We start from the raw sequence: 24,592 nt of genomic DNA, 5'->3' as shown, positions 1-24,592 counted from the left end.
GAGGCGATTAGCACGATCGGTCAGAAAAACGCGACCGACGTCCGCAGCAGGAAGGCGCCGGGGACGAATGATACACGGCATTACCGCCCACGACTAAGAGTTCGCTGCACCAGGGCGCGAAGCGTTGCACGACAGGCGAATGCTGAAGGTGAGCTTTTACGGGAGAGAGGCCGTACGGGGCCACAAGCAGGAGGCCGCGGCGGCAAGGCGCTGCGCCAATCTCGCGGCGCGCGGCCAGCGCCGTGACGGCGCGCAATCGCAGCTTGCAGAAGAAATCTTTTTAGTTCATGGACTTGCGAGTCACTGGCGCCACGGACGGCCGCCGTTCGGCGAGGCGGCCCGGCGCCACGGTGGCGCGGCGGCGGGCCAGCGGCGGCGCGTCCAGAACACCGCGCGCCGCCTGAAGGTGAGAACTTACGGGAGCCTGTGCGTCCTCATTGATTGATCAGGAAGCGATCGCGGTTCTTCACGCCCGCCAGCCACGACGGGGCGCGGCCACGGCCGCTCCAGGTTTCGCCGGTCTTGGGGTTCGCGTAGCGCGCCGGCAGCGGCGTCTTCTTGCGCGTAGCAGCGGCGCCCGCGCTCGTGAAGCCGAGCTCTTCCGCCGTGATGTCGTATTCCGCGATCTTTTCCTTGATTTCGGCGATCGCCTGCTCGACTTCCTTTTCGCGTGCCGCGGCAACTTCCTTGTGCAGCTTTTCGAGTTGGGCGGTCAGTTGCTTATAGCTCGGCATGAATAGAGATCTCCAGGAGGGACACAGACGGCTATTGTGGCCCTTCTCGCGCGCGATAGTGACAAATTAAACATCTTTTTCGCTTATTTTCATCAAGTTATTGCCATTTCTTACACGCGAAATTTGAAGCCGTGTGTTCGCTAACGAACGGTTTCGCGAGCTGGACAGCCTTTTGCACGCCGCTCCAGAGCGCATAGCGCCTCGGAAAGACGCTGGACGCGCTGCTGCTGCGACGGCACCAGGTCGGCGCCGCAAACCGAAGCGACGCGGCCGCGCCAGTAAGAAAGAGGAATGCGGTCAACGCCGGAGAGTCTTGCAATGACCTGCTCAAGATGCTCAATATCCTTTTCAAGTTGATGATGATTCATGCCTTGCCCCGGGATTCATCCAGCTTCAGAAAGACGCCATTTAACAAAATCAAAGTGGCGCCGGCGTATTCAATGCCGCGCGACGAAAAAAGATTAAATCGGCGCATGCCCCTTGTCCCGACGGATTGCAAAATTGCGACCGTTTCATTACGTTGCCATCGCGGTGATTTTTCTCTGCAAACTTCCTGGCGAGGCGATTTTCACCAGCCTCTCCAGCCGAGATTAAAACGGCAGTGACGACCGATCCGTTGCCTAACGCACGGAAAGCAAAGAGCGACTCGTCCAGTCTGACGATAATGAGTTATCAGACAAATAGAAGATTAACGGCGGCCAAAACGGCTGTATATTCCACAGTTGTGCAAGGAATATGCGACACGCATTTTATGCGGCCGGGTCTTCGCGGCGGGTTTGAAAACGGGGTCGGCGTGAAATCGAATGAATCGGAATACGATTGCCTGTTGCACGGCATTTACGCCACGCTCGAACGACCCGCGGCCTGGAAGGATTTTTGCGGCCAGTTGCGCGAAGCGCTCGGCGTTGCCTCGATTCAGTTGAGCGCGTTCGACCGCCAGCGCGAACTGTTCTCCTGGGCCGACGGTTTCACGCTGATGGAAACCGAGCCGCTCGAATTCATCCCCTCGCTATATCGCGACGACGCCCGCCTCGAATGGCTGCGCGCCTGCGCTCCGGGCAAGTGGCTCTATTGCTGCACCGATGCCGGCCACAGCCAGGGCCAGGCCGTGTTCGAGCCCTGCCTGCTCGCGGGCGCGGCGCGCTTCGTTTCGCTGTGCAAGTTGATCGACAGCGGCACGCTCACGGCGATGATCGCCTGCCGCCGCAACGAAGCCGACGGGCCGCTGCCGGAAGCCGGGCGCGCCTTGCTCGAACGCCTGACGCCCCACCTGATCCGCGCGATGCGCCTGAGCCTGCGCCGCCTGCTGCCTGACGCCGATACGCTCGCAGGCCAGGCGCGCCCGCCCGCGATGCTGGTCAGCGCGATGGGCGAAGTGCTGAACAGCAACGAACCCGCGCAGCGCCTGCTGCGGGCCACCTCGCTCGTGCGCGTGCGCAGCAAGCGCATCGCGCTCGCCGCGCCGTACCAGGCGCGTTTTCTGGAGGATGTGGCGATCAGCGAGGCGCGCCTGAAGAACCACGTGAGCGGCGCGCGAGCCGCGGCGGCGCGGCTGCGGGCGCTGCGCATCGTGAGCGCAGCCGAGCGTGCCGGGAGCGCACCACGCGCGGGCGATGACGCCGAATCGACGCTGCCCGCCGCTCCGGAAGTGCTTTACGCGTTCTACAACGTGGTGACGCCGGGCGAGGCCTCGACGGCCGATCTGCGCGCCATGGCGGCGCTCACGTTCTATCACCCGCGCTCGGCGCCCGCGGTGGACGAGCAGGTACTGTCGACGGCGTTCGATCTCTCCCCCGCCGAATGCCGGATCGTGCACCTGCTGGTGGACGGCTTCACGCCGAAGGAAATCGCCACGCGCGTGAGCGTCCAGTACGACACGGTGCGCAAGCAACTACAGTCGATCTACCTGAAGACCGCCACGCGGCGGCAGCCCGACCTGCTGCGCCTGCTGATGAACCTGCCCGCGCGCGGCAGGCCAGGCGTCGACCCGCATTGACGCGTGCCGCGCGGCAACCCGGAAGCCTTATTTCGCCTTGCAGGCGAACACGAGCGTGAAGGTATCGCCGGTCGTGCTGGTATCGACGGTGTCATAACCCGTGCTGTCGCAGCGCACGCGCGCCTGTTGCACGCACGAATCGCGGTCGCCGCCCGCCGGGCACTGCACCTGGATCGTCGGACGCCCATCGGAGAGGAACAGCGGCGGGCCGCTGCTGCACGCGGACAGCGCCGCAAGCATCGCAAGGGCGCCCGCCGCCAGCGGCAGCCTGCGAAGGGAAGAACGGGACAACGAGCGCGAGATGAAACGAGTCATGGAGTACCCCGGGGGCGTTCTAGTTTTTCGACGGTGCGATTGTGCCATGCCGCGTGACGCCTGAGCGCCATGCGGCGCGCATTGGCGGCCCCAGCGCCGCCGCACGCCGCTCGATGCCATCAATGCGATGGCGGCATCGTTTTGTAAGGCGGCGGCGCGTGCGGATCGGCGCTCACGCGTACGAACACCTGCTCGACATTGGCGATGGCGGACAGGCGCCGCTCCAGCGCCGCGCTGTCGAAATGCGCGCCCGCGCACCCCTCCGCATACACGAAACGCCGCTGCACCGTGATCCACAGACTCGTCCCCGCGAGGCTCGCGTCGCCCTTGAAGCGCGTGCGGATCGCCTGGGCGATATCGGCGTCGTAGAGATAGGAATTCGGCTTCGAACACTTGTGCGCGAGCCAGCAGGTCGTGCCGCGCTCGACGCGGTAGTGGGCGTCGTCGTCGGCTTCGGCCTTGGTCATGCGCGGGCCGAGCGGCTGCACGCACGCCTTCACCGCGCTCGACAGCGCGAAAAACGGGTCGTTGTACCAGTTGCGCACTTCGTTGGGATCGCTCGACGATGCCTGCGCCTGCGCCATCGCCGCGGCTGAAAACGTCACAAAAATCGCCACGCCGATCGCGCTGGCGCTGCACGCCCTCGCGGCCCGCCGCCGGATCGTCCTGTGCTCGCGCATGGCTGTCTCCCAAATGCCGATCCCGTCACCGATCCCGACACGATAGGGCCGCGCGGCGCGCGCCGCAATAACGAAGCCTTCCTGAACCGTTTCGGTACAATCGCTGCGGCGCACCATGCATCGAACGTGGGCCACGCAGTACAAAAAGAAGGCGCAATCCAGAAGTGCATCGACGAAGTGCAACACGCCCTGCAGGAGACTCCATGTCGTTCATCATTGTTCTAGCCGCTCTAGCGTTTCTCATGCTTGCCGCCTATCGCGGCTACAGCGTGATTCTGTTCGCTCCCGTGGCGGCTCTGGCCGCCGTTCTGCTCACCGATCCCGCCGCGGTCGCACCGGTCTTTTCCGGCATTTTCATGGAAAAGATGGTGGGCTTCGTGAAGCTTTACTTCCCCGTGTTCCTGCTTGGCGCGGTATTTGGCAAGGTCATCGAACTATCGGGATTTTCGGAGGCGATCGTCGCCGCCGCGATCCGCTATATCGGCAGTTCGCGCGCCAATGCCGTGATCGTGGCCGTTTGCGCGCTGCTCACGTACGGCGGCGTGTCGCTGTTCGTGGTGGTGTTCGCGGTCTATCCGTTCGCCGCCGAACTCTATCGCCAGAGCGACATCCCCAAGCGGCTGATGCCTGGCGCGATTGCGCTCGGCGCGTTCTCGTTCACGATGGATTCGCTGCCCGGCACGCCGCAGATCCAGAACATCATCCCGACGACGTTCTTTAAAACCACGGCCTGGGCCGCGCCGGCGCTTGGCATCATCGGCTCGCTGTTCATCATCGCGGTCGGCCTCACGTATCTGGAATGGCGTCGCCGCAGCGCGATGGCCAAGGGCGAAGGCTACGGCACGTCGCTCGTGAACGAACCCGAGCACGTGAAGACCGATCATCTGCCGAATCCGCTGCTGGCGATCGCGCCGCTCGTGCTGGTGGGCGTGGCGAACTTCTTTCTCACGCGCTGGATTCCGCAGTGGTATGGCGATACCTATACCGTCACGCCGGATGTGCTGCCTGGCGTCCATACGCCCGTGACCACGACGGTCAAGCAGGTCGTGGCGATCTGGTCGGTCGAAGGCGCGTTGCTGCTGGGTATCCTGTTTGTCGTGATTACGGCGTTCTCGCGCGTGAAGGAGCGTTTTGCCACCGGCACGAAGGCCGCTGTCGCGGGCGCGCTGCTGGCGTCGCTCAATACGGCTTCAGAATATGGCTTCGGTGGCGTGATCGCGGCGCTGCCGGGTTTTATCGTCGTGAGCAATGCGCTCAAGGCGATCCCGAATCCGCTGGTGAATGCGGCGATTTCGGTAAGCTCGCTCGCGGGGATTACGGGGTCGGCGTCGGGCGGCATGAGTATCGCGCTGGCCGCCATGTCCGATACGTTTATCAAGGGCGCGCAGGCGGCGGGTATTCCGCTGGACGTGCTGCATCGCGTGGTGGCGATGGCCAGCGGCGGCATGGATACGCTGCCGCACAACGGCGCGGTGATTACGCTGCTGGCCGTGACCGGGCTGACGCACCGCGAGTCGTATCGCGACATTTTTGCGGTGACGGTCATCAAGACGCTTGCGGTGTTCTTTGTGATCGCGGTTTACTACACGACGGGTCTGGTTTAATCGGTATGCGGTGTGAATATGCACGAGGCAAAACACAAAGCCTCGTGCATATTGCGGCTCTCTAATTACCTTCCTTCCTCACGCCCGCAACGGGCGCATCGGTTTGCACAATCCTGCATGAATAAAGGGCTTTCCTGCGCTCAACCAAAGCGCTCGACTTCCTTTATCGATGATGCTTTTTACATTTAATTCGATTGTGCAATCGCAAAGCCTAAAGCTTTGATTAAATAAACCGATAAACCATTGTGCGCGACTAACTCGCCACCGTCCGGTACCCCGAGACCAGAGCCATCGGACGTCCCATAAAAACTTCAAGACGAGTCAAACATGCTTCGCAATTCCCGACTCGCGTCGACCGCCCTGGTCGTCGCGCTGCTCGCAGGCTGTGCATCGACGCAACCCACCATGAACACCACGTCGACCACCAGCGCTCCGGTGAAAACCAGCCTGGCCGCAGGCGTCGCAACGCCGACCATCGCCGCAAACGGTCACGAAATCACGCCGGAAGTCCAGGACGCCCTGCTCAAGGCCTTCAATGAACAAGCCGCGAAAGACGGCCTGAAGGTCGTCGACGGCGGCACGCCCGTGACGGTGACGATCGACGAATACCGCGCACGCTCGACGGCGGCGCGCTGGCTCGTGGGCGCACTTGCGGGCAACGACCACATCCGCGCGCAGGTCACCGTTGGCGAGCCGGTGTTCGTGATCGAAGATTCGGCAATCACTGTCGTGAACGGCATCAACGACGTTGCAGGCAATGTCGGCGTTCAGCTGGCCAATGGCCTGGCGAAGATGGCCGGTCTGCCTTCGGCAAACTAAGCCACAAGGACGCGGGCGCACTACCCGCGTCTTTTCTAAAACGCCAACAAGATCCGGGGATGCAGGCTACTTCGCCACATGCGGCTTGAGCGCCGCCAGCCAGCACGCCACCGCCACCGCGCCGCCATCCGGCGATCCGATTGCACGCTTGCCCAGATAACTCGCGCGCCCCACCCGCGGGTGCATATGAGCCGTGGCCTGTGCGCCGTGTTCGGCGGCAGCGACGGCAGCGCCCAATGCCTGCTGCGACGCCTGCCCATTCTTCAGCGCTTCTTCGAACGCCTCCACCGCAGGCACCAGTGCGTCGAGCATCGTGCGATCGCCGGCCTTCGCGCCGCCTAGTTCGCTGATCGCCTCGATGGCGCCGCGCCACGCGCGGGCCCATTGCTGCGGCGTCGGCTCGGGAGCATCGGCGAGTACGCGCGAGGCGCGCAACAACGCAGTCGCGTAGAACGGCCCCGAACTTCCCGCAATCGCGCGCCGCAAGCTCGCGCCCAGCGCAGCCAGCGCCTGTGGCGCAGTGCCCAGCGCATCCACCGTCAACGCCGCAGCCGCATCGGCCGCACGATGCATGCTCGCGCCCAGGTCGCCGTCGCCTGCCAGCGCGTCAAGCTCGGTCAAGCGCGCCTCGTTGTGCACCAACGCATGCGCAACGTCATCCAGCGCCGACTTGACCCGCGCCGCCCACGCGGCACGCGCATCATCCAACGGCTTCGATACGGATTCCTCATGAACAGGAGAAGACGAGACATCCAGGCGGATTGTCGGATTGATGCAGCCTTTTCCGGGCCATGCGTGCGCCCCGGTTGCCGCATCGAGCAACGCAAGCCGGCTGTCGTCGACCCGCATGAGCGATATCGAACAACCCGGCATGTTGAGCGCCGATAACAACGTCCCCGCCCAGGCGCGCTCGACGCAGACCTCGCGGCGGCGCAGGCTTGTGTAAGCCGCCCGCAGCACGATATCGAGCTCCATTTGCGGCGTCGCGCCCAGGCCGTTGACAAGCAACACCACGCGTTCGCCGCGCGTAATCGCCAGGTCGTCGAGAACGTTCACGAGCAGCGTTTCGGCAAGCGCGTCGGCGGGAAGAGGCGCACTGCGCTCCACGCCCTTTTCGCCATGAATGCCGAGGCCAAGTTCGATCTCGTCGTCGGCGAGCGTGAAGCTCGCTTGCGCCACGCCCGGCAGCGTGCAGCCATCGAGCGCCACGCCCATCGTGCCCAGGTTCGCCGCCGCGTCGCGCGCGGTCGCCGCCACCACGTCGAGCGACGCGCCGCGCGCAGCCGCCGCGCCCGCGATCTTGTGGATCAGCACGGTGCCCGCGATGCCGCGACGCTGGTGTTTTTCGGCGTGAGCACTCAGCGCGACATCGTCGGCCACGGTCACGACTTCGACGGGAATGCCCTGCGCGCGCGCGAGTTCGGCGGCAAGGCCGAAGTTCAGTCGGTCGCCGGTGTAGTTCTTGACGATCAGGAGTGCGCCCTTCGGGCCTGCCGTCGCGCGGATCGCGGCGAGCACAGCGTCGGTTGGCGGTGACGTGAACACCTCGCCGCACACGGCGGCGCTCAGCATGCCCGCCCCGACGTATCCGCCATGCGCCGGTTCGTGGCCGCTGCCGCCGCCCGAAATCAGCGCGACGGGGCGCGACAGCGGCTCGGGGATATCGCGGCGCACCAGCACGTTTTCATCGCCGAGGATGACGACATGAGGATCCTGCAGCGCAATGCCTTCGAGCATTTCGCGCACGACGTCGGACGGTTGATTGACCAGTTTCTTCATGACGTTCCCGGTGGATGCGGTTGAACATGCCGGCCATCGAATCCGCGCATGCCGCATGCATAGCGCGTTCGAGGGAATGTTCAGTGTACGCCGCTCATCCGGGTGGCGCGCGATGGTGTCCGCCCGCGCGCGCCACGTCGTCATCAATGCTGCAGGAAGTCGAGCACCATGCGATTGAACGCCTGCGCATGTTCCCACTGCGCCCAGTGGCCGCAACGATTGAACACATGCAGTTGCGCGTTCTGCATGCCTGCCAGCAGACGCAGGCCAATATCCATCGGCACGAAACGGTCGTCGCGCCCCCAGATCACGAGCGCGGGCGCGGCGATTTCGCCAAGGCGCGGGCCGTAGTCGGTGAACTGCTTCGGGTTCGCCGCGAGGCTCTTTACGAAGTTCTCCAGATGATCGCGACGCGCGAGCATGTTATCGAGCCGCGCCTGCATCAGGTCTTCCGTCAATGCGCTCGCGTCATAGACGAACACGTTCATCATGCGCTTGAGGTTCTCGATGGTCGGCTCGCGATAGAGGCCTTGCAGCAGCTTGATGCCTTCGGTCGGCATCGGCACGAAATTGCTCGGGCCGCCCGTGCCGCCGCCCATCAGCACGAGCTTGCCGACACGCTGCGGGTTCGCAAGCGCAAACGCCACCGCACTATGTCCGCCCATCGAGTTGCCGAGAATATGCACGCGTTCGATATCGAGCACGTCGAGCAGGCCCTTGAGCACACGCCCATTCAGTTCCGAACGCGAGGTCGTGCAAACAACCGGATCGCTCTTGCTCCAGCCCGGGCAGTCCATCAGGATCACGCGATAACCCGCTGCGACGAGCGGCTCGACGTTGCGATTGAAGTTGGCCCAGCCGCTCGCGCCCGGCCCCGAGCCGTGCAGCATGACGACAGTTTCGCCGTTGGCATTGGCTGCGCCCGCGCCGGTGTCGTTGTAGTGAATCCGAAATTCGAGTTCGCCGTCCTTCACTTGCGCAAACTGGCTCGTGGAGGCTTCCGTGATCGTGTTTGCCGTCGCGTTCATCATCATGTCCTTGCAGTAAAACCCGCTCATCCGTCATGGAGCAGGCGCTTGCCTGCTCCGCCAAAAATTCGCTTCAAAATTCCGCTTCAATACTTCACGTCAGACGCCTTGCGCGCCGGTTGCGCCGCGCCGCGCGAAGCCGCCCACCACCGTCAACGCCGCGAGCGCCGCGATCACGCACAGCGGAATGCTCGACGCCACCAGCACCGATGAACTCTGCCCCAGCGCGAACAACTGCCCCGCCACGAGGGGCCCGAGAATCGAGCCCAGCCGACCCACGGCCACCGCCGCGCCCACGCCCGTGCCGCGCACTTCTGTGGGATATGCGTGGCCCGCGAGCGCGTAGAGCACCGACTGGCCGCCCACCAGGAAGAGGCCGCACAACAGGCCGCCGCATGCCATCGATACCGCGCCGCCCGCACTCGCCAACGCGGCCAGCGCCAGCGCGATACCCGCATACATGCCGATCACGGTACGACGGCGGCCAAAGCGATCCATGATCGTTGCGATCGCAACGGCTCCGATGCCGCCGCCGATGTTGAACATCATCAGCACGATGTTCGATTGCACGCGTGTGAGGCCGCGCGACAGCACCATCGAAGGCAGCCAGTTCATCAGGAAATACAGCACGACCAGCGTGCCGAGATAGCTGATCCACAGCGCGAGCGTGGTGCGCGCGCGGCCATGACGCCACAGCGCTTCGCTCACGCCGGGCACGCTCTCACGTGCGCCCTTTGCTGCCCGCGCCGCCACGAATTGATGCGACTCGCGCAGGAACACGCCAAGCAACGGCACCATCACGATGGGCCCCAGGCCGCCGACGTAGAACACATCGCGCCAGCTTGTCGGGCTCGCGCCCAGCATGCCGATCAACGCCGCGATGGCCGCGCCGAACGGCATGCCGCAATACATGGCGCCCACCGCCGTGCTGCGCTGCTGCGGGCCTGCGGCTTCGGAGCACAGTGCGATGAGATTGGGCATGGCCGCGCCCAGACCCAGGCCCGTCAGCAGCCGCGCGACCAGCAGGCTTTCGAAGTTCCAGACCAGCGTGGTCGCGAGCGAAAACAGGCCGAACAGCGTGACCGATGCCATCAGCACGCGCTTGCGCCCGTAGCGGTCGGCCAGCCGCCCGCCCAGCGCCGCGCCCGGCAACAGGCCAATCGCGCCCGCGCTGAACGCCCAGCCCATCTGCGCGACGGCGAGCGAGAACTCCTTCGCCATGCGCGGCCCGGCCACGCCCGCCGATTGCAGGTCGAGCCCTTCGAGCAAGGCGATAGCGAGGCACAAGCCAATCGTCGCCTTGTTGCTGCTTCCAGCACCACGGATTCGTGACGTCATTTGAAAAGTCTCCAATGTTGGGTGTCAGCCGCTCTTGATGGCGGCTAATCGTTTGTATTGCCGGTACTACGTAGCAACGCCCCGCATCGCGCAATGCGAGGCGGGGCGTGCATTGTTACTGCGATGCTGTTTCGGCGCGCTGTTTCAGGTCGAGCGCGACATCGACGATCATGTCTTCCTGGCCGCCCACCATCCGGCGCTTGCCGAGTTCGACAAGAATATCCACGGCTTTCAGGCCGTATTTCTTCGCGGCCACTTCAGAGTGGCGCAGGAAGCTCGAATAGACGCCCGCATAACCAAGCGCGAGCGTTTCGCGGTCTACGCGCACCGGGCGATCCTGCAACGGGCGCACGATGTCGTCGGCGGCGTCCATCAGCGTGTAGAGATCGGTGCCGTGATTCCAGCCCATGCGCTCGGCGGCGGCGATAAAGACTTCAAGCGGCGCATTGCCCGCACCCGCACCCATGCCCGCGAGCGACGCATCGATGCGGTCACAACCTTCTTCCACGGCGACGAGCGAATTCGCCACGCCCAGCGAGAGGTTGTGGTGCGCGTGCATGCCGGTTTGCGTTTCCGGTTTGAGCACGCTTTTTACGGCGCGGAATCGATCGCGCACGTCGTTCATCGTCAGCGCGCCGCCCGAATCGACCACGTAAATGCAGGTCGCGCCGTAGCTTTCCATCTTCTTCGCTTCGATGGCGAGATTCTGCGGAGTGGTCATATGGCTCATCATCAGGAAGCCGACCGTGTCCATGCCGAGTTCGCGCGCGTATTCGATGTGCTGCTTCGAAATATCGGCTTCGGTGCAATGGGTCGCGACACGCACGATGCGCGCGCCCGCATCGTAGGCAGCCTTCAAATCGTGAATCGTGCCGATGCCAGGCAGCAGCAGCGTAGCGATCTGCGCGTGCTTCACCACGTCCGCAACGGCTTCGATCCATTCGAGATCGCTATGCGCGCCAAAGCCGTAGTTGAAGCTCGAACCTTGCAGGCCGTCGCCGTGCGCGACTTCGATGGAATCGACTTTCGCCTTGTCCAGTGCGCGTGCGATGTCCTGCACGTTCTGAATCGAATACTGATGACGAATTGCGTGGCTGCCGTCGCGCAGCGTCACATCGGAGATATAGAGTTTCTTGCTCATCGCTTTACGCTCCCTGGACGCTCAAGAGCGTCTGCGCCATGCGCTCGGCGGTGGCGAGCGCGGCTGAAGTCATGATGTCGAGATTGCCTGCGTACGCGGGCAGGTAATGCGCGGCGCCTTCCACTTCGAGAAACACCGAAGTCTTCAGGCCGCTGAATTTGCCGAGTCCCGGAATAGTCAAAGGCGCGTGCGCGGGAATTTCATCGAATTGAACCTTTTGTTTCAGGCGATAACCCGGCACATACGCATGCACCTTCGCGACGGTTTCTTCGATCGATTTTTCGATTGCGTCCTTATCCGCCATGTCAGAAAGCGTATAAACCGTGTCGCGCATCATGACCGGCGGCTCAGCCGGATTCAGCACGATGATCGCCTTGCCCTTCGCCGCGCCGCCAACGACTTCAATCGCTTTCGACGTGGTTTCGGTGAATTCGTCGATATTGGCGCGCGTGCCCGGCCCCGCCGATTTGCTGCTGATCGACGCGACGATTTCCGCGTAGTGCACCTTCGCCACGCGCGAGACTGCCGCCACCATCGGGATCGTCGCCTGGCCGCCGCACGTGACCATGTTCACATTGGGCGCGTCGATATGGGCGTCGAGGTTCACGACCGGCACGCAATACGGCCCAATCGCGGCAGGCGTCAAATCGATCACGCGAATCGACGGTTTCAGCTTGCGCAGCAGCGCATCGTTTTTCACGTGCGCGCCCGCCGACGTCGCGTCGAACACGAAATCGATATCGTTGAATACGGGCAGGCGCGTGAGCCCTTCCACGCCTTCGTGCGTGGTCGCGACGCCCAGGCGCGCGGCGCGTGCGAGGCCGTCGGAGTTCGGATCGATGCCGACCATCGCCGCCATTTCCAGATGCTGGCTGTGACGCATTATCTTGATCATCAAGTCCGTGCCGATATTGCCGGAGCCGATGATCGCAGCCTTGAGTTTTTCGCAAGCCATTTGAAGTCCTGTTTCAGGCGGTGAAAGTCGCGCGAACGCTGCCGAGGCCGTCGATCTGCGCGGTATAGGTGCCGGGTTCCTTCACGGCGACCATGGGCCCCAGCGCGCCCGTGAGCACCACGTCGCCGGCGCGCAACGGCGTGCAGAGTTGCGCCATGCGGTCTGCGAGCCACACGGCCGCATTGAGCGGATTGCCAAGACACGCGGCGCCGTTGCCGCGCGAAAGCACTTCGTTGTCGCGCGTCAGCGTCATCGCGCAGGCGCTGAGATCGATCTGCGAGAGCGGCACCGGACGGCTGCCCACGACAAAGCGCGCGCTCGATGCGTTGTCGGCGACCGTATCGACGAAGCGGATATCCCAGTTCTGGATGCGGCTATCGACGATTTCGACGGCCGCCAGTGCATACGCACTCGCGCGCAGGATATCGACGAAGGTGTGCTTGTCCTGCGTGAGATCGCGTTCGAGCACGAGCGCGATCTCCGCTTCCACTTTCGGCTGGATCAGTTGCGAAAGCGGAATCGGTTCGCCGTCGCCGTAGGCCATCGATGCAAACAGCGCGCCAAAATCGGGCTGGTCGACGCCCAGTTGCTGTTGCACCGCGAGCGACGTGAGGCCGATCTTGCGGCCCACGATGCGCTCGCCGTTGCGCACGCGCAGATCGACGTTGGCCTGCTGCACGGCGTAAGCGGTGGCGATATCGTCAATGGCGATGTCTCCGCGCACCGGTGCGATCACGGCACGCGAGGCCTCGGCTTCGCGCAGACGCGCGGCCAGCGTCGCGATGAGTTTCGGATCGGTCATGGCATTCTCCTGGTTCGATATCGTTCAGGCCGCGTGCGCGGGCGTTGCGTGCATGGCGGCGAAACCGGCGATCCACTCGGGAATCGCGCGGTAGTAGTCGAGCGATGCGCGATACGGGCCGCACGCAGCGAGCGCACCGAATGCGGCCACCCACGTGCGGATTTCATGCGCCGACTTGCCGCCATCGCGCGTGATGGCGGCATTCGTCATGCCATCCACAGCGGTCAATTCACCCGAGGCGAGCCGTTCGAGAAACGCACGATCCCATTCGGGATTCAGGGGATGCAAATGGCTGTCGCCCTGCGTGAAGGCTCGCGCCGCGGCGACCGTGCGCGCCTGGCGAGCATTGCGCGATTCCTCGGACGGGTTGCGGCCTGCGATCAAACGCTCCGCAATTTCGGGCGTCGCGTCGAACAGTTCCGGCACTGGCGGTTCGTGCGAAATGCCGCCCGACCCCACCACGAGGACACGCTTGCCGGTACGCGTCATGAAGCGCCCAATCGCATCGCCCAGCAAGCGCGCGCGGCGCAGCGTCGCCATGGGCGGCGCAACCGAATTGATGAAGACCGGAATCACCGGATAACGGTCGAGCCCGCCGGTCAGCACTTCGAGCGCCTGCGCGCAGCCGTGATCGACCTGCATGCGATACGAGAGCGCCACGTCGATATCGGCGTCGAGCACGCTTTGCGCGAGCGCGTAAGCCAGGTCTTCCGGCACCGGCAGCGTGCCCGCAAGACTCTTGAAGTCGCCAATCGCCTGCGCTCTTGCGCCAATGCAGAACGGCGGCATCACGTCGTAAAAGAAGCCGTTGAAGTGATCGGGTGCGAACGCAACGATCAGGTCGGGCTGGAATGCCTCGACGCGAGCGCGCGCTGCGCGGCCCACGCGTTCGACTTCGGCCACCACGTCAGGGTGCGGATCGAAGTAGCCGTGCAGCGGCGTGTGCGAGAGGCATTCGAGGTGAATCGGCATGCGGGTGTTCAAGGTGCGGCTCCTGCTGCTCATGCTGTTCATGCCGCGTGCGCGACGGCGACGTTTGCGCGCGCGGGACGAAGTTGTTCAACCGCCTCGCGCACGGCCAGATCGGTCATGCCGAGCTTGCCCGCGAGTTCGACGATGGCGTCCGAGACTTCTTGCGGCGAGCACACGCCCGCGACGAAGCGATCCGGGCGCAGCAGCACGACCGATTCCGGCAAGCGGCTGAACCAGTCTTTCAGGCGTCCTTGCACGTCGCCGAGCGCGAGCACGCCTTCAGGCACGTCATCGGTGTAATCGAGTTGCACGTCGGGCTTCGCAAGGACAAAGCGCGCGCCCAGCCGCTCCCACAACGCACGCGCCTGCGGCGTGAGGCCGAAGGTCGGATCCGCGCCCCAGGCGAGCACGGCAAAGCCGTTGCCGATCGCATCGTCCAGACGCACGACGCGGCCATCGCTCAAGCGCACGCGCGGCTGGATAAACATGCGCCCCACCGGCGAGGCCGCAAGCGGATCGCGCCCATAAGCCAGGCGCCCGAGCAGCGAATCGCGCTTCTGGCTCATCAGGCCCAGCAGGCGTCCCGGCGCGGAATTGCCCGAGCGTTCGAGCACGCGCGCAAGCCAGCCACCGGTTCGCTGCGGCGGCGGCAGCAGCACGACGCCCGCTTCGTAACGCGGCATCGGCTTGAAACGCATCTCCACGAAATAGCGTTTCACTGCGGGAAACACGTTCATCGACTTCACGAAAGCATCGCGAAAACGGGCACCGAATCGCGTGTTGGGCGCGAAGATATCGCCTGCGACTTCGGAGAGGTGAATCATCGAGCGCGCATGGGCGCGACGTTCGACGGTATAGGTGTCGAGCAGGCGGCCATCGGCCAGCCCCTTTGCGACCATCGCGAGCTTCCAGCCCAGGTTGTTCGCGTCGCGAATCCCGCTGTTGTAGCCCTGGCCCTGCCACACCGGCATGATGTGCGCGGCGTCGCCTGCCAGCAGGACGCGGTCGACGCGGAAGGTCTCGGCAAGGCGCGCGTTGTGCGTATAGACGCGCTTGCGGATGTAGTCGACCTTGTCCGGATCCGCGACCACCTTGCGGATCAGCGCGGCCAGGTTTTCAGGCTTCGAGAGTTCTTCTTCGGTCTCGCCGGGCATCACCATGAATTCGAAGCGGCGAATCCCATGCGGCAGCGCCGCCGACACGTACGGGCGCTCGTGGTCGCAATGCATATAGATATGCGGCGAGCCAATCGGATCGTTGCGCACGTCCACCACGATCCATTGATTCGGCTTTGTGCGGCCTTCGAAAGGCACGTTGAGCGCGCGGCGCACGAAACTATTGCCGCCGTCCGCGCCCACCATATACGCCGCACGGATCGTGCGGCGCTCGCCGTGTGCGTCGGTCACGTCGATCGACACGCCCTGCGCGTCCTGCGCGAAACCATTCACGCTGGTGCCCAGCAACACGTCCACATGCTCGAAGCGCGCGAGGCCTTCATAGAGCACGCGATCGGCGAGCGGCTGGATAAAGGCATTGCGGCGCGGCCAGCCGAATTCGTCGGTGCGCGGCTCGATGGACGCGAAGCAATGACCGTCCTTCGTGACGAAGCGCATCCAGTGATCGGGCGTGGTGTGCGGCAGCAGCGCGTCGGCGAGTCCTATCGACTGGAACACGCGCAATGCTTCGTCATCCAAACCAATTGCACGCGGATAGTCGATAATCTGTTCGAGCTTTTCGATGAGCGTGACGCGCACGCCCTGCAATCCGAGGATATTGGCGATCATCAGGCCGACGGGGCCTGCGCCGATGATGGCGACGTCGGTGGCGCGCTGGCGCAGGCGTACAGCGTCCGCTGCGGCGGGAGGGGTGTTCATGTTGTCTCCGTGTCAGTCGCCCTTGTTCGGGGCGATCTCATGCAAGGCATGAAAGCGAGTCTAGAGTCGCCGCGACACGCGCTCAACAATTTGAGAGAAATGTGCATAGAATGCACACAATTGATTTAAAAGAGATTTTTTGATGACGACGTATGCAAACGTGCGCGGTCTCGCACGCGGCCTGCAAGTGCTGCGGGCCCTCAACGCGATGGAAAACGGCCGCGCGACGAGCCAGCAACTGAGCGAAGCCACGGGCCTGCATCGCACGACGGTGCGGCGTTTGCTGGAGACACTGGTGGAAGAAAACCTGGTGCGGCGTAGCGCGTCGGACGACAGCTTTCGCCTGACGATGAATGTGCGCGCGCTAAGCGAAGGCTTCACGGACGACGAACTCATCGCCACGATTGCGCCGCCCATCATGGGCCAGATGATGCAGCGCGTCGTGTGGCCGTCCGATCTCACGACGCCCGATGGCGAAGCGATGATCATTCGCGAGACCACGCATCGCTTCAGTCCGCTCTCGTTTCACCGCGCGATGGTGGGCCGCCGCCTGCCGATGCTGCTCACGGCGGCGGGTCGCGCCTATTTCGCGAGTTGCCCCGAGGCGCAGCGCGAAGACATTCTCGACATGCTGCGCACGGGCGCGGGCGGCGAGCAGCAGCAGAAACTGGCCGCGGATCCGGCTTTCGTGCGCAATCTCGTGCGGCAGACGCTGGCCGACGGCTTCGGCTCGAATCACGGCGACTGGGCCGACCAGCGCAAGATCGGCGCGCTCGCAGTGGCGATCGGCGCGCATGGACGCGTGATCGCGAGCCTTAACGTGATCTATCTGGAGCAGGCCATTCATCCCGCCGAAGCCGTGCGCCGCTTCGTGCCCGAATTGCAGCGCGCGGCGCAGGAGATGGAAGCGGCGCTGGAGGCCGCGGAGCGCTAGGCGTCACGGGCTCCCGAAAACCCCTCGCCAAAACTTTTTTCAACAATTTGCGAAAAGGGCTTGCAAGGCTGCGGGAGCCTCTCTATAATTCGCGCTCTCAACAGGCTCGTAGCTCAGTTGGTTAGAGCACCACCTTGACATGGTGGGGGTCGTTGGTTCGAATCCAATCGAGCCTACCAACGAATATGCAGTACCGCGCGGCTCAGTTCGCTGCGCAATGACAATGCCGCACTCCTTCACAGGAATGCGGCATTTTCTTTTGGCTTTCCAGAATTTCCGAATGTCCGGATCGCGTTGCTACGCGAAGCCTTGCATCAGTCGAGCGCCTTGTCGTTCGGATGCGCGAACAGGTCTTTCATCTGCTGCGAAAGCGGATAGTCGAGATTCATGCCGCTCGGCGGAATCGGCTGCGTGAACCACTTCGTGTAGAGCTTCGCCATTTCGCCCGAGGTCTGCATCTTCGCGACCGTTTCATCGACGAGCGCCTTGAACTGCGGATCGTCACGCCGCAACATGCAGGCGTAGTTTTCCGAAACAGGCGGCACGCCGGTCACCACATAATCCTGCGGATTCTTCGCTTTCGCGCGCTCGCCGTAGAGCAGCGGCTCGTCCATCACGAAGGCCACCGCGCGCCCCGTCGTCACGTTGAGAAACGATTCGGCGTGATCTTTTGCGCTGATGATCGTCATGTTCATGTGCTTCTCTTCGTTCATCTTGCGCAGCATGCGTTCATCCGATGTGCCCGCCGTGGTCGCCACGGTCTTGCCCGCGAGATCGGGGAAATCCTTCACACCCGAATCCTTGCGCGTGATGAAGCGGATGCCGTACAGAAAGATGCTGTTCGAGAAAGCCGCCTGGTTCTGGCGCTCGAACGTATTGGTGGTCGAACCGCATTCGAGGTCGATGGTGCCGTTCTGCACGAGCGGAATGCGATTTTGCGAGGTAATCGGAATCGTCTTGACCCTGAGGTTGGGCGTATTGGTCTTTTGCTTGACCGCATCGACGATCCTGAGCGCAATCTCCTGCGAATAGCCAATCACGTTCTGGTTCTGGTCGTAATACGAAAACGGAATCGACGATTCCCGCGTGCCGAGCGAAATCACCCCGCTGTCATGCACTTTCTTGAGCGTGCCTGTGAGTTCGTCCGCACGCGCTGTGCTCGCCATCGTGGCTATCGTGGCGAAGCCCAGCGCGAGCGCCGTGATCGTTTTGATTGTGTTCATCGTGCGTGACTCCCAGCGTGTTGTGAGAAATGCGGTGACAAAAGAACGTTCAACGATTTGGCGCGAATGCATCGCCATTGAGCGGCAACGCGCGCTGCGCCACAAGATCGGTTAGCAACTGCGCGCTGCCACAGGCCAGCGTAAAACCCAGCGCGCCGTGCCCCGTGTTCATCCAGAGATTGCGAAACTGCGTCGCGCCGATCAGCGGCTTGCTATCCGGCGTGGCCGGGCGCATGCCAGTCCACGTTTGCGCCGCGCCGTAATCGCCTGCCTCGGGAAAGGTCTCGCGCGCCTGGCGCGTGAGCAACGCAATGCGCGCCTGATCCGCATGTGCGCTCATGCCCGTGAGATCGACCATGCCCGCAATGCGCAGGCGCTCGCCGAGGGGCGCATAGACCACCTTGTGATGCGCGTCCGTGACGGAGAGGCGCGGCGCGCCACGCGCATGGGCGCCCGCCAGCGTGAGGCTGTAGCCCTTCAGCGGATACATGGGCACGCGCACACCGAGCGAGTTCAGCAAAGGCTGGCTCTGCATGCCGAGGCAGACGACAAACGCATCGGCCTCGATCTCGCCCGCCGACGTTATTGCGGCTTCGACTTCACGCCCTTTCGTTCGCAGTCCGGAAAATTCCGTCGCGACGCGCAGGTCTACGCCGTCACGTTGCGCCGCCCGCGCAAGGCCGCGCGTAAAGCTATCGCAATCGCCCGCCTCTTCGCCCGGCGTGTGAATGCCGCCCGCAATCGCGCCGCCGATATGCGCAAGCGCCGGTTCAAGCGCGACGCACGCAGCGCCGTCGAGCGCATGCTGCTCGCAACCCAGTTGAGCCTGATAGTCGGCCTGGCGGCGCGCGCCCTCGAAGCCGTCACGGTCGCGAAACACCACGAGCTTGCCGTTGTGCACGTAGTCGAAATCAATGGTTTCTCGCGCAACGATATCGTGCAGCAGGCGCTGGCTCAGGAACCCCAGCCCGAGCAGCTCCGCCGTGGTGGCGCGACTACGCGCGCGCGTGCAGGCGCGCAGGAAAGCCGCGCACCAGTGCCATTGACGCGGATCGAGACGCGGCACGAACCGCAGCGCAGCGTCGCGCGAAAAGAGCCATTGCGGCAACTTCGGCAGCACCGACGGGTCGGCCAGCGGCGCCACATAGTTGTAGCTCAGTTGCCCGCCGTTGGCGTGGCTGGTCTCCTGCGCCACGTCCGCGTGACGCTCGACGAGCGTGACCTGATGACCGTCGCGGGCAAGAAAATACGCGGTCGTGACTCCGATCACCCCGCCGCCCAGCACGCAAATTCGCATATCCCGTCAGTTCCGATTGCTATGTTCCCTGCAGTCTCGCCGGGCAAAAAAAGGAACTCAATTGCGAATCGGACGGGGGGCATAACCTCAGGTTAAGGCGAGCGCATTCATACGGGCGGTTTCGCCGAGGTGGAACACCGAAACCGCCTCGCGCAGCGCATCGGCCTGCGACTCCAGCGACTGCGCCGAAGCCGCCGCCTCTTCCACGAGCGCCGCGTTGCGCTGCGTGACCTCGTCGATCTGCGCAACGGCGCGATTGACCTGCTCGATGCCGTCGCTCTGCTCGTGCGTCGCCGCCGTGATCTCACCCATGATGTGGCTCACGCGTGCGACGGCGTCGCGCGCCTCGCCCATGGTGTGGCGCGCCTCCTCGACGAGCCGCGCGCCCGTGCCCACCGTCGCCACCGACGCCGCGATCAGTTCCTTGATCTCCTTGGCCGCCGTGCCCGAGCGCTGCGCGAGGCTGCGCACCTCCTGCGCCACCACCGCGAAGCCACGCCCTTCCTCGCCCGCGCGCGCGGCCTCGACCGCCGCGTTGAGCGCGAGGATATTGGTCTGGAACGCGATGCCTTCGATGATGCCGGTGATCTCCTCGACCTTGCGCGACGACGACGAGATATCGCTCATCGTCTCGTTCACGCGCGCGACCACATCGGCGCCGCGCGACACAGTGCTGAGCGCGCCTTGCGCGAGACCGCTCGCCTCCTGCGCGCCCGCCGTGTTCTGGCGCACCGCCGCCGAAAGCTGTTCGAGACTCGCGGCCGTTTCCTGCAGCGCGGCCGCCTGCTGCGACGTGCGGCTCGACAGATCGACATTGCCCGCCGCGATCTGGTTGGCGCCGAGCGTGATTTCCTGGGTGCTGCCGCGCACGCGCGCGACGGTGCCGATCAGCGCTTCGCGCATCTGCGCCAGCGCGCCCAGCAATTGGCCCATCTCGTTGTTCGAGCGCACGCGCACGTCCACGGTCAGGTCGCCGGCGGCGATGCGCTGGAAGTGGCGAATCGCCGTATCGATGGGCTTGACGACCGCTGCCGCCAGGCCGCTGCGCGCGATCACGCCAATCGCCACGCCCACCGCGCCGATCACGCCGAACACGACCAGCGAGAGACGAAAGCGCGTCGCCGCCGTTTGCGCGTCGTGTTTCTCGCGCTCGCCCTGCCAGTCCTCCAGCGCGTCGATGGCCTTTGCGTAGGTGCTGTAGTAACGGTCGGCGGTCTCGCCCTGGATCGTGCGGAAGGTGTTGAAGTCGTTGTCGACCAGCGCCTTGTACTCGGGTTCGAGCGCCTGTTCGACGAGCGCCGTGCGCGCCTGCGCGACGGCCTGCGCGAGGCGCGCCTCGTCGTTATCGGCGAACGGGCCGGCGCTGTAGCTCGCGAAGTCCTTGTTCGAATCGACGAGGATCTTGTGCGCCTGGTCGAGCATCCCTTCGGTCGACTTGCCGACGCTGAACAGCGTCTCGTAGCCGCCCAGTGCGAGGCGCACCTGCAGGAGCCGCTCGGAACTGGTCTTGAGCACGGCGAGCGACTGCGCGGTGCGCTGGGTGTCGAGCAGGCTCTCGTTGGTCAGCTTCAGCGCGCCGTAGGCCACGCCGATCACGACCAGCAAAAAGGCGACGAAGATGCCGATGACGAGGGTGAGCCCTCCGCGAATCGTGATGTTCCTGAGCATGTAGTCCGGTCTCCTGGCGTATTTGTCCGCGATCGCTCTGGGGGGCGTCGCTGATTTGCGTCACTTGTTGCGTCAGTTCTGTACTTCTTTATGTTGCGCATTTGTGCTCTTCGACACGTCCTATCGGCAGGTACGCCGCAAAACCGCATAGGGGATATCCATGAGGGCGGCGCGGGTAGCCCGCCAGGCCGTTATGCGTTTCGTGCTATCGTTTTCCTTTCATTTTTTGACCTGCGCGGCCTTTCGGGCGATTTTTTGGCTGGTTTTTAGCTTTTTCTGCCTTCGCGCCGCACTTTCGCTGCTCCCCATCATGTCCGACCTCTCTTCGCCGCTGGCGCGCGCGCCGCGCCGCCTCGACTCCATCAATCCGAAGCCGCTCGCCCTGGCGCTGCTGCTCGTCGCGCTCGGCGCCGTCTATCTGGCGCAGACGGTCAGCGGGCGTCAGGCGGCGCTTTATGTGGTCGGCGCGCTGCTCGGCATGACGCTCTATCACGCGGCGTTCGGCTTTACTTCGGCCTGGCGCGTGTTTATCGCCGATGGGCGCGGCGCGGGTCTGCGCGCGCAGATGGTCATGCTCGCCATCGGCGTGCTGCTGTTCTTTCCGGCGCTGTCGGCGGGCTCGCTGTTTGGTCATTCCGTGGTTGGGCTCGTGTCGCCTGCGGGGACGTCGGTGATCGTCGGCGCGTTCATCTTCGGCATTGGCATGCAGCTGGGCGGCGGCTGCGCTTCGGGCACGCTCTATACGGTCGGCGGCGGCAGCACGCGCATGGTCGTCACGCTGATCGCTTTCGTGGTCGGCTCGGTGGTCGCGACGGCGCACATGCCGTTCTGGACGTCGATGCCGCAGCTCAAGCCGGTCTCGCTCGTCAATACGCTGGGCGTCGTCCCCGCAATCGTGCTGAACCTGGCCGTGTTCGCGGCGATCGCTGCGCTCACCGTCGCAATCGAAAAGCGTCGCCATGGACGACTCGTCAATCAGCCGGAGCGCGCACCGCACGCTTCGCCGTGGTTGCATGGCCCGTGGCCGCTGCTCGCGGGCGCCGTTGCGCTTGCCGTGCTCAACTTCGCGACGCTCGCGCTGTCGGGGCGGCCGTGGGGCGTGACCTCGGCGTTCGCGCTGTGGGGCGCCAAAGGTTTCGCTTCGCTCGGCATCGACGTCGCCAGCTGGAAGTACTGGATGGCCGGGCCGAATGCCGCCGCGCTCGCCGCGCCCGCCAGCCACGACGTCACCACCGTCATGGATATCGGCATCGTGCTGGGCGCAATGGCCGCGGCCTCGCTCGCGGGCCGCTACGCGCCGGTCTGGCGCATTCCGCTGCGCTCGCTCGCGGCGGCGGTGATCGGCGGGCTGCTGCTGGGGTATGGCGCACGGCTCGCGTATGGCTGCAATATCGGCGCGTATTTCAGCGGGATCGTGTCGGGCAGCCTGCACGGCTGGCTGTGGCTCGTGTGCGCGTTTGCGGGCAACGTGGTCGGCACGCGACTGCGTCCGATGTTCGGGCTGGAGGTGGAGCGGGTGAGGAATACGGGGTGCTGAGCAGCGCCCCGACGCTCAATCAAAGAAGGCTTTGCTGAAGCGGTGCGCGATGTTCGAGAACCTTGACGATATGGTTTTCGGTCTTCAGCGCGCCCGCTTCGACGGTCTGAATCTGCCGTAGATCGACCACGAGCACGTCGCCCTTTCCAAAGCGCTCGCCCGCGTTGATCCTCGCAAGAAACGTCTCGTCTTCAAGCGATGCAAAGAACGGGTACTGGCCATCGTGAACCCGCCACTTATTGCCGTCCTTGAACACAACCGATTCGATCAGGAGCACTTTGCGCACGACATGGTCGGTCACGACCTCGCCTTCGCTCGTCGACGATTCGAACGTCGGCAATTCTGCGTCGTCGATGGCAAGTTCGATTTGCGTGCCGCGAACGATGCCGAAGCTGGTGATGCCTTCGCGTTCGAGGGGTGAAAGCGTTTTCTGAAGCGCAATGCGCACGCTCTGGCTTCGCCAGAGCCGCATGACCTGATCTTCGACTTCGATAGACTCCGACTCGGTGATCCAGATGCGCACGTTCTCACCCAGCGACTCGATGCGGTGCACACGCCGCCCGCGCAGCGCCCGCAGCAATCCAATGATGCCGCGTCCGCCGACGTAGCCCACCAGCCCGAGTATCGTCCATGCGTTGGCCACAGCGGTCGCACTGGTTCCCGCGAACATGTCGCGCAACTGTGCCAGGAACTGCTGGGCGAAAATCAGCTCGATATTGAAAGAGCCGGCACGGAAGCTGCCGTTCACTTCGACGCGCACATCCGCGGCGTCGCCGTTGAGCACCTTGTTGGCGGCCGTGAACAAATCGGCCATCGCGACCAGTGCAGGAGCCAGGTCGCGCACGTCCATGCGATGCTCCGCTAGCGCGGGGCCGTCATAGACAACATTGAAGCGCTCGTGGTTGCTCATATCGGGAGTGCCGGGCAAGCCGGGATCCGTATTGCCGTGGCGTGGTGGTTTGCCGGTCGATCCTAACATGAGTCTTTCCTGTGACCTGGTTGCATTGAGACTGCTGCGGGAGTGAGAAAAGCTGCCCACGCAGCGTCACCAGATCGCCACGACTCATTCGTCAGCGAAGAATTAAGATAGGCATGCCAGGCAATTCGACGATTATCGTTCGCGCGATCAGCACGGGCCTTGATGTCACACAGCGTCGATGCCAGATCTTTCAGACATGCAGGCAAAAATACAAAGGGCAACGCCTCAAGCGTTGCCCTTTCTCACTGCACGACCTTAAGTCCTTAGATCTTCAGGCGCGTCACCTTCGTGCCCGCGAGCGAGACGTCCGCCATCAGGCCGGCGTTGGTCATCACGAAGACTTCGACCGGGTGCGTTGCCGTGTTGGTATCGACCGCGCCGTTCGCGCCGACCGTCACGAGCGCGACCGAGGCGTCGGCGCCCGCTGCCCAGCCGTCCGTGGCGCGGAATTTGTCCAGCGCGTCCTGGGTCATGAAGCAGAAGATGATGGCCTTCGACTGCGCGCCAGCCTGGAGGCCGAACGAGCCGGACACCGTGCTGTAGTAGCCCGTCGTCGCGCCGCCCACGCGCAGCGCGCCTTCGCCGTACTGCGCGCCGACAATGAAGCCCGCCTGGAGCACCGACGGGAACACCAGCACGCCGCGCGACTTCGCGACGAGTTCGCGCGAACCATTGACGGTCGCGTACAGCTTCGTCATGGCGTCGTTGACGCTGGCGTCGATCGACTGGCGCTTCGACGAATCCGTCGAAGCGTTGGAGGAATTGCCCGGGGTGGTGGTGCAGCCTGCGAGCGCCAGACCGCCGGAGGCGAGCGCTGCGGCTGCCGAAAGCATGAAGTTGCGTCGTTGCATGTCGTTATCTCCACACGAATAAGGATTTTGCGCAGGGATACAGCAATCGACGTGCCCGACTCGAAT

Annotated in this window: 23 protein-coding genes and 1 tRNA gene; 7 read left to right on the top strand and 17 right to left on the bottom strand. The window is 64.0% G+C overall.

The genetic code is table 11. From position 1 onward, the window contains the following. Positions 1-139 precede the first annotated feature (139 nt). Positions 140-445, top strand: coding sequence for a hypothetical protein (locus BBA01S_RS32680; protein WP_027820111.1), 306 nt, complete (start codon positions 140-142; stop codon positions 443-445). Here BBA01S_RS32680 and BBA01S_RS32675 read toward each other — a convergent pair. Then, positions 435-734: an H-NS histone family protein gene (locus BBA01S_RS32675; protein WP_027820110.1), complete on the bottom strand. Its 300-nt coding sequence runs from the start codon at positions 732-734 to the stop codon at positions 435-437. The two genes, BBA01S_RS32680 and BBA01S_RS32675, sit on opposite strands and share 11 nt — an antisense overlap. A gap of 140 nt (positions 735-874) precedes the next feature. Continuing rightward, positions 875-1,102 carry a hypothetical protein gene (locus BBA01S_RS46205; RefSeq protein ID WP_084162690.1) on the bottom strand — a complete coding sequence of 76 codons (228 nt, stop codon included), beginning with the start codon at positions 1,100-1,102 and terminating at the stop codon, positions 875-877. 425 nt (positions 1,103-1,527) lie between these two features. On the opposite strand from BBA01S_RS46205, the gene BBA01S_RS32670 reads away from it, so the two are divergent. Then, a complete protein-coding gene (locus tag BBA01S_RS32670) occupies positions 1,528-2,730 on the top strand; it encodes a helix-turn-helix transcriptional regulator (RefSeq protein ID WP_167336067.1) in 1,203 nt (400 codons plus the stop codon). A gap of 27 nt (positions 2,731-2,757) precedes the next feature. On the opposite strand, the gene BBA01S_RS32665 is transcribed toward BBA01S_RS32670, so the two are convergent. Together BBA01S_RS32665 and BBA01S_RS32660 are read right to left on the bottom strand one after the other, a co-directional pair. Next, positions 2,758-3,045 (bottom strand): hypothetical protein, encoded by a 288-nt coding sequence (locus BBA01S_RS32665; protein ID WP_027820108.1) that lies wholly within the window; start codon positions 3,043-3,045, stop codon positions 2,758-2,760. Positions 3,046-3,164: 119 nt separating this feature from the next. Continuing rightward, a complete protein-coding gene (locus tag BBA01S_RS32660) occupies positions 3,165-3,725 on the bottom strand; it encodes a BON domain-containing protein (RefSeq protein WP_042298301.1) in 561 nt (186 codons plus the stop codon). A gap of 203 nt (positions 3,726-3,928) precedes the next feature. Here BBA01S_RS32660 and BBA01S_RS32655 point away from each other — a divergent pair, with 203 nt between their 5' ends. Both BBA01S_RS32655 and BBA01S_RS32650 read left to right on the top strand, forming a co-directional pair. Next, positions 3,929-5,329 carry a GntP family permease gene (locus BBA01S_RS32655; protein ID WP_027820106.1) on the top strand — a complete coding sequence of 467 codons (1,401 nt, stop codon included), beginning with the start codon at positions 3,929-3,931 and terminating at the stop codon, positions 5,327-5,329. Positions 5,330-5,656: 327 nt separating this feature from the next. Further along, positions 5,657-6,148 carry a DUF4410 domain-containing protein gene (locus BBA01S_RS32650; RefSeq protein WP_027820105.1) on the top strand — a complete coding sequence of 164 codons (492 nt, stop codon included), beginning with the start codon at positions 5,657-5,659 and terminating at the stop codon, positions 6,146-6,148. Between the two features lie 66 nt (positions 6,149-6,214). On the opposite strand, the gene BBA01S_RS32645 is transcribed toward BBA01S_RS32650, so the two are convergent. The 8 genes from BBA01S_RS32645 to BBA01S_RS32610 form a co-directional block, all read right to left on the bottom strand. After that, on the bottom strand, positions 6,215-7,927 hold the full coding sequence (locus tag BBA01S_RS32645; protein WP_027820104.1) for a dihydroxyacetone kinase family protein: 1,713 nt from the start codon (positions 7,925-7,927) through the stop codon (positions 6,215-6,217). A gap of 143 nt (positions 7,928-8,070) precedes the next feature. Beyond that, the gene (locus BBA01S_RS32640) at positions 8,071-8,955 is read right to left on the bottom strand and encodes an alpha/beta fold hydrolase (RefSeq protein ID WP_027820103.1); all 885 of its coding nucleotides are present in this window, start codon (positions 8,953-8,955) and stop codon (positions 8,071-8,073) included. A gap of 99 nt (positions 8,956-9,054) precedes the next feature. After that, positions 9,055-10,293, bottom strand: coding sequence for a 3-(3-hydroxy-phenyl)propionate transporter MhpT (gene mhpT / locus BBA01S_RS32635; RefSeq protein WP_042298292.1), 1,239 nt, complete (start codon positions 10,291-10,293; stop codon positions 9,055-9,057). Positions 10,294-10,408: 115 nt separating this feature from the next. Next, positions 10,409-11,434, bottom strand: coding sequence for a 4-hydroxy-2-oxovalerate aldolase (dmpG, locus tag BBA01S_RS32630; protein ID WP_027820101.1), 1,026 nt, complete (start codon positions 11,432-11,434; stop codon positions 10,409-10,411). 4 nt (positions 11,435-11,438) lie between these two features. Then, positions 11,439-12,389, bottom strand: a complete 951-nt coding sequence (locus BBA01S_RS32625; RefSeq protein WP_027820100.1) for an acetaldehyde dehydrogenase (acetylating) — start codon at positions 12,387-12,389, stop codon at positions 11,439-11,441. A 13-nt stretch (positions 12,390-12,402) separates the two neighbouring features. Next, positions 12,403-13,191, bottom strand: a complete 789-nt coding sequence (gene mhpD, locus BBA01S_RS32620) for a 2-keto-4-pentenoate hydratase (protein WP_027820099.1) — start codon at positions 13,189-13,191, stop codon at positions 12,403-12,405. 24 nt (positions 13,192-13,215) lie between these two features. Next, entirely contained in the window at positions 13,216-14,163 is a 948-nt protein-coding gene (locus tag BBA01S_RS32615; RefSeq protein WP_027820098.1) for a 3-carboxyethylcatechol 2,3-dioxygenase, read from the bottom strand. A 38-nt stretch (positions 14,164-14,201) separates the two neighbouring features. Further along, positions 14,202-16,037: a bifunctional 3-(3-hydroxy-phenyl)propionate/3-hydroxycinnamic acid hydroxylase gene (locus BBA01S_RS32610; RefSeq protein ID WP_027820097.1), complete on the bottom strand. Its 1,836-nt coding sequence runs from the start codon at positions 16,035-16,037 to the stop codon at positions 14,202-14,204. A gap of 142 nt (positions 16,038-16,179) precedes the next feature. Here BBA01S_RS32610 and BBA01S_RS32605 point away from each other — a divergent pair, with 142 nt between their 5' ends. Further along, positions 16,180-16,971 (top strand): DNA-binding transcriptional regulator, encoded by a 792-nt coding sequence (locus BBA01S_RS32605; protein WP_027820096.1) that lies wholly within the window; start codon positions 16,180-16,182, stop codon positions 16,969-16,971. Positions 16,972-17,073: 102 nt separating this feature from the next. After that, positions 17,074-17,150, top strand: a tRNA-Val gene (locus BBA01S_RS32600). Positions 17,151-17,285: 135 nt separating this feature from the next. Here the strand turns inward: BBA01S_RS32600 and BBA01S_RS32595 are convergent. From BBA01S_RS32595 to BBA01S_RS32585, 3 genes are all read right to left on the bottom strand, one after another. Then, positions 17,286-18,194, bottom strand: a complete 909-nt coding sequence (locus BBA01S_RS32595) for a glutamate/aspartate ABC transporter substrate-binding protein (protein ID WP_084162694.1) — start codon at positions 18,192-18,194, stop codon at positions 17,286-17,288. A gap of 49 nt (positions 18,195-18,243) precedes the next feature. Next, positions 18,244-19,491 carry a D-amino acid dehydrogenase gene (locus BBA01S_RS32590; protein ID WP_027820094.1) on the bottom strand — a complete coding sequence of 416 codons (1,248 nt, stop codon included), beginning with the start codon at positions 19,489-19,491 and terminating at the stop codon, positions 18,244-18,246. Between the two features lie 87 nt (positions 19,492-19,578). Next, positions 19,579-21,159, bottom strand: a complete 1,581-nt coding sequence (locus BBA01S_RS32585; protein WP_027820093.1) for a methyl-accepting chemotaxis protein — start codon at positions 21,157-21,159, stop codon at positions 19,579-19,581. A 310-nt stretch (positions 21,160-21,469) separates the two neighbouring features. Between BBA01S_RS32585 and BBA01S_RS32580 the strand changes: the two genes are divergently transcribed. Then, on the top strand, positions 21,470-22,696 hold the full coding sequence (locus BBA01S_RS32580) for a YeeE/YedE family protein (protein ID WP_027820092.1): 1,227 nt from the start codon (positions 21,470-21,472) through the stop codon (positions 22,694-22,696). Positions 22,697-22,715: 19 nt separating this feature from the next. Here the strand turns inward: BBA01S_RS32580 and BBA01S_RS32575 are convergent, their stop codons facing one another. Together BBA01S_RS32575 and BBA01S_RS32570 are read right to left on the bottom strand one after the other, a co-directional pair. Next, positions 22,716-23,675 carry a hypothetical protein gene (locus BBA01S_RS32575; protein WP_245641650.1) on the bottom strand — a complete coding sequence of 320 codons (960 nt, stop codon included), beginning with the start codon at positions 23,673-23,675 and terminating at the stop codon, positions 22,716-22,718. A gap of 263 nt (positions 23,676-23,938) precedes the next feature. Next, a complete protein-coding gene (locus tag BBA01S_RS32570) occupies positions 23,939-24,526 on the bottom strand; it encodes a BPSL1445 family SYLF domain-containing lipoprotein (protein ID WP_027820090.1) in 588 nt (195 codons plus the stop codon). Between the last annotated feature and the right edge of the window lie 66 nt (positions 24,527-24,592).

This window comes from Paraburkholderia bannensis NBRC 103871, assembly GCF_000685015.1.
Lineage (GTDB): Bacteria > Pseudomonadota > Gammaproteobacteria > Burkholderiales > Burkholderiaceae > Paraburkholderia > Paraburkholderia bannensis.
The sequence above is the reverse complement of the archived record's forward strand: the minus strand, read 5'-3'. Positions and strand labels throughout refer to the sequence as shown.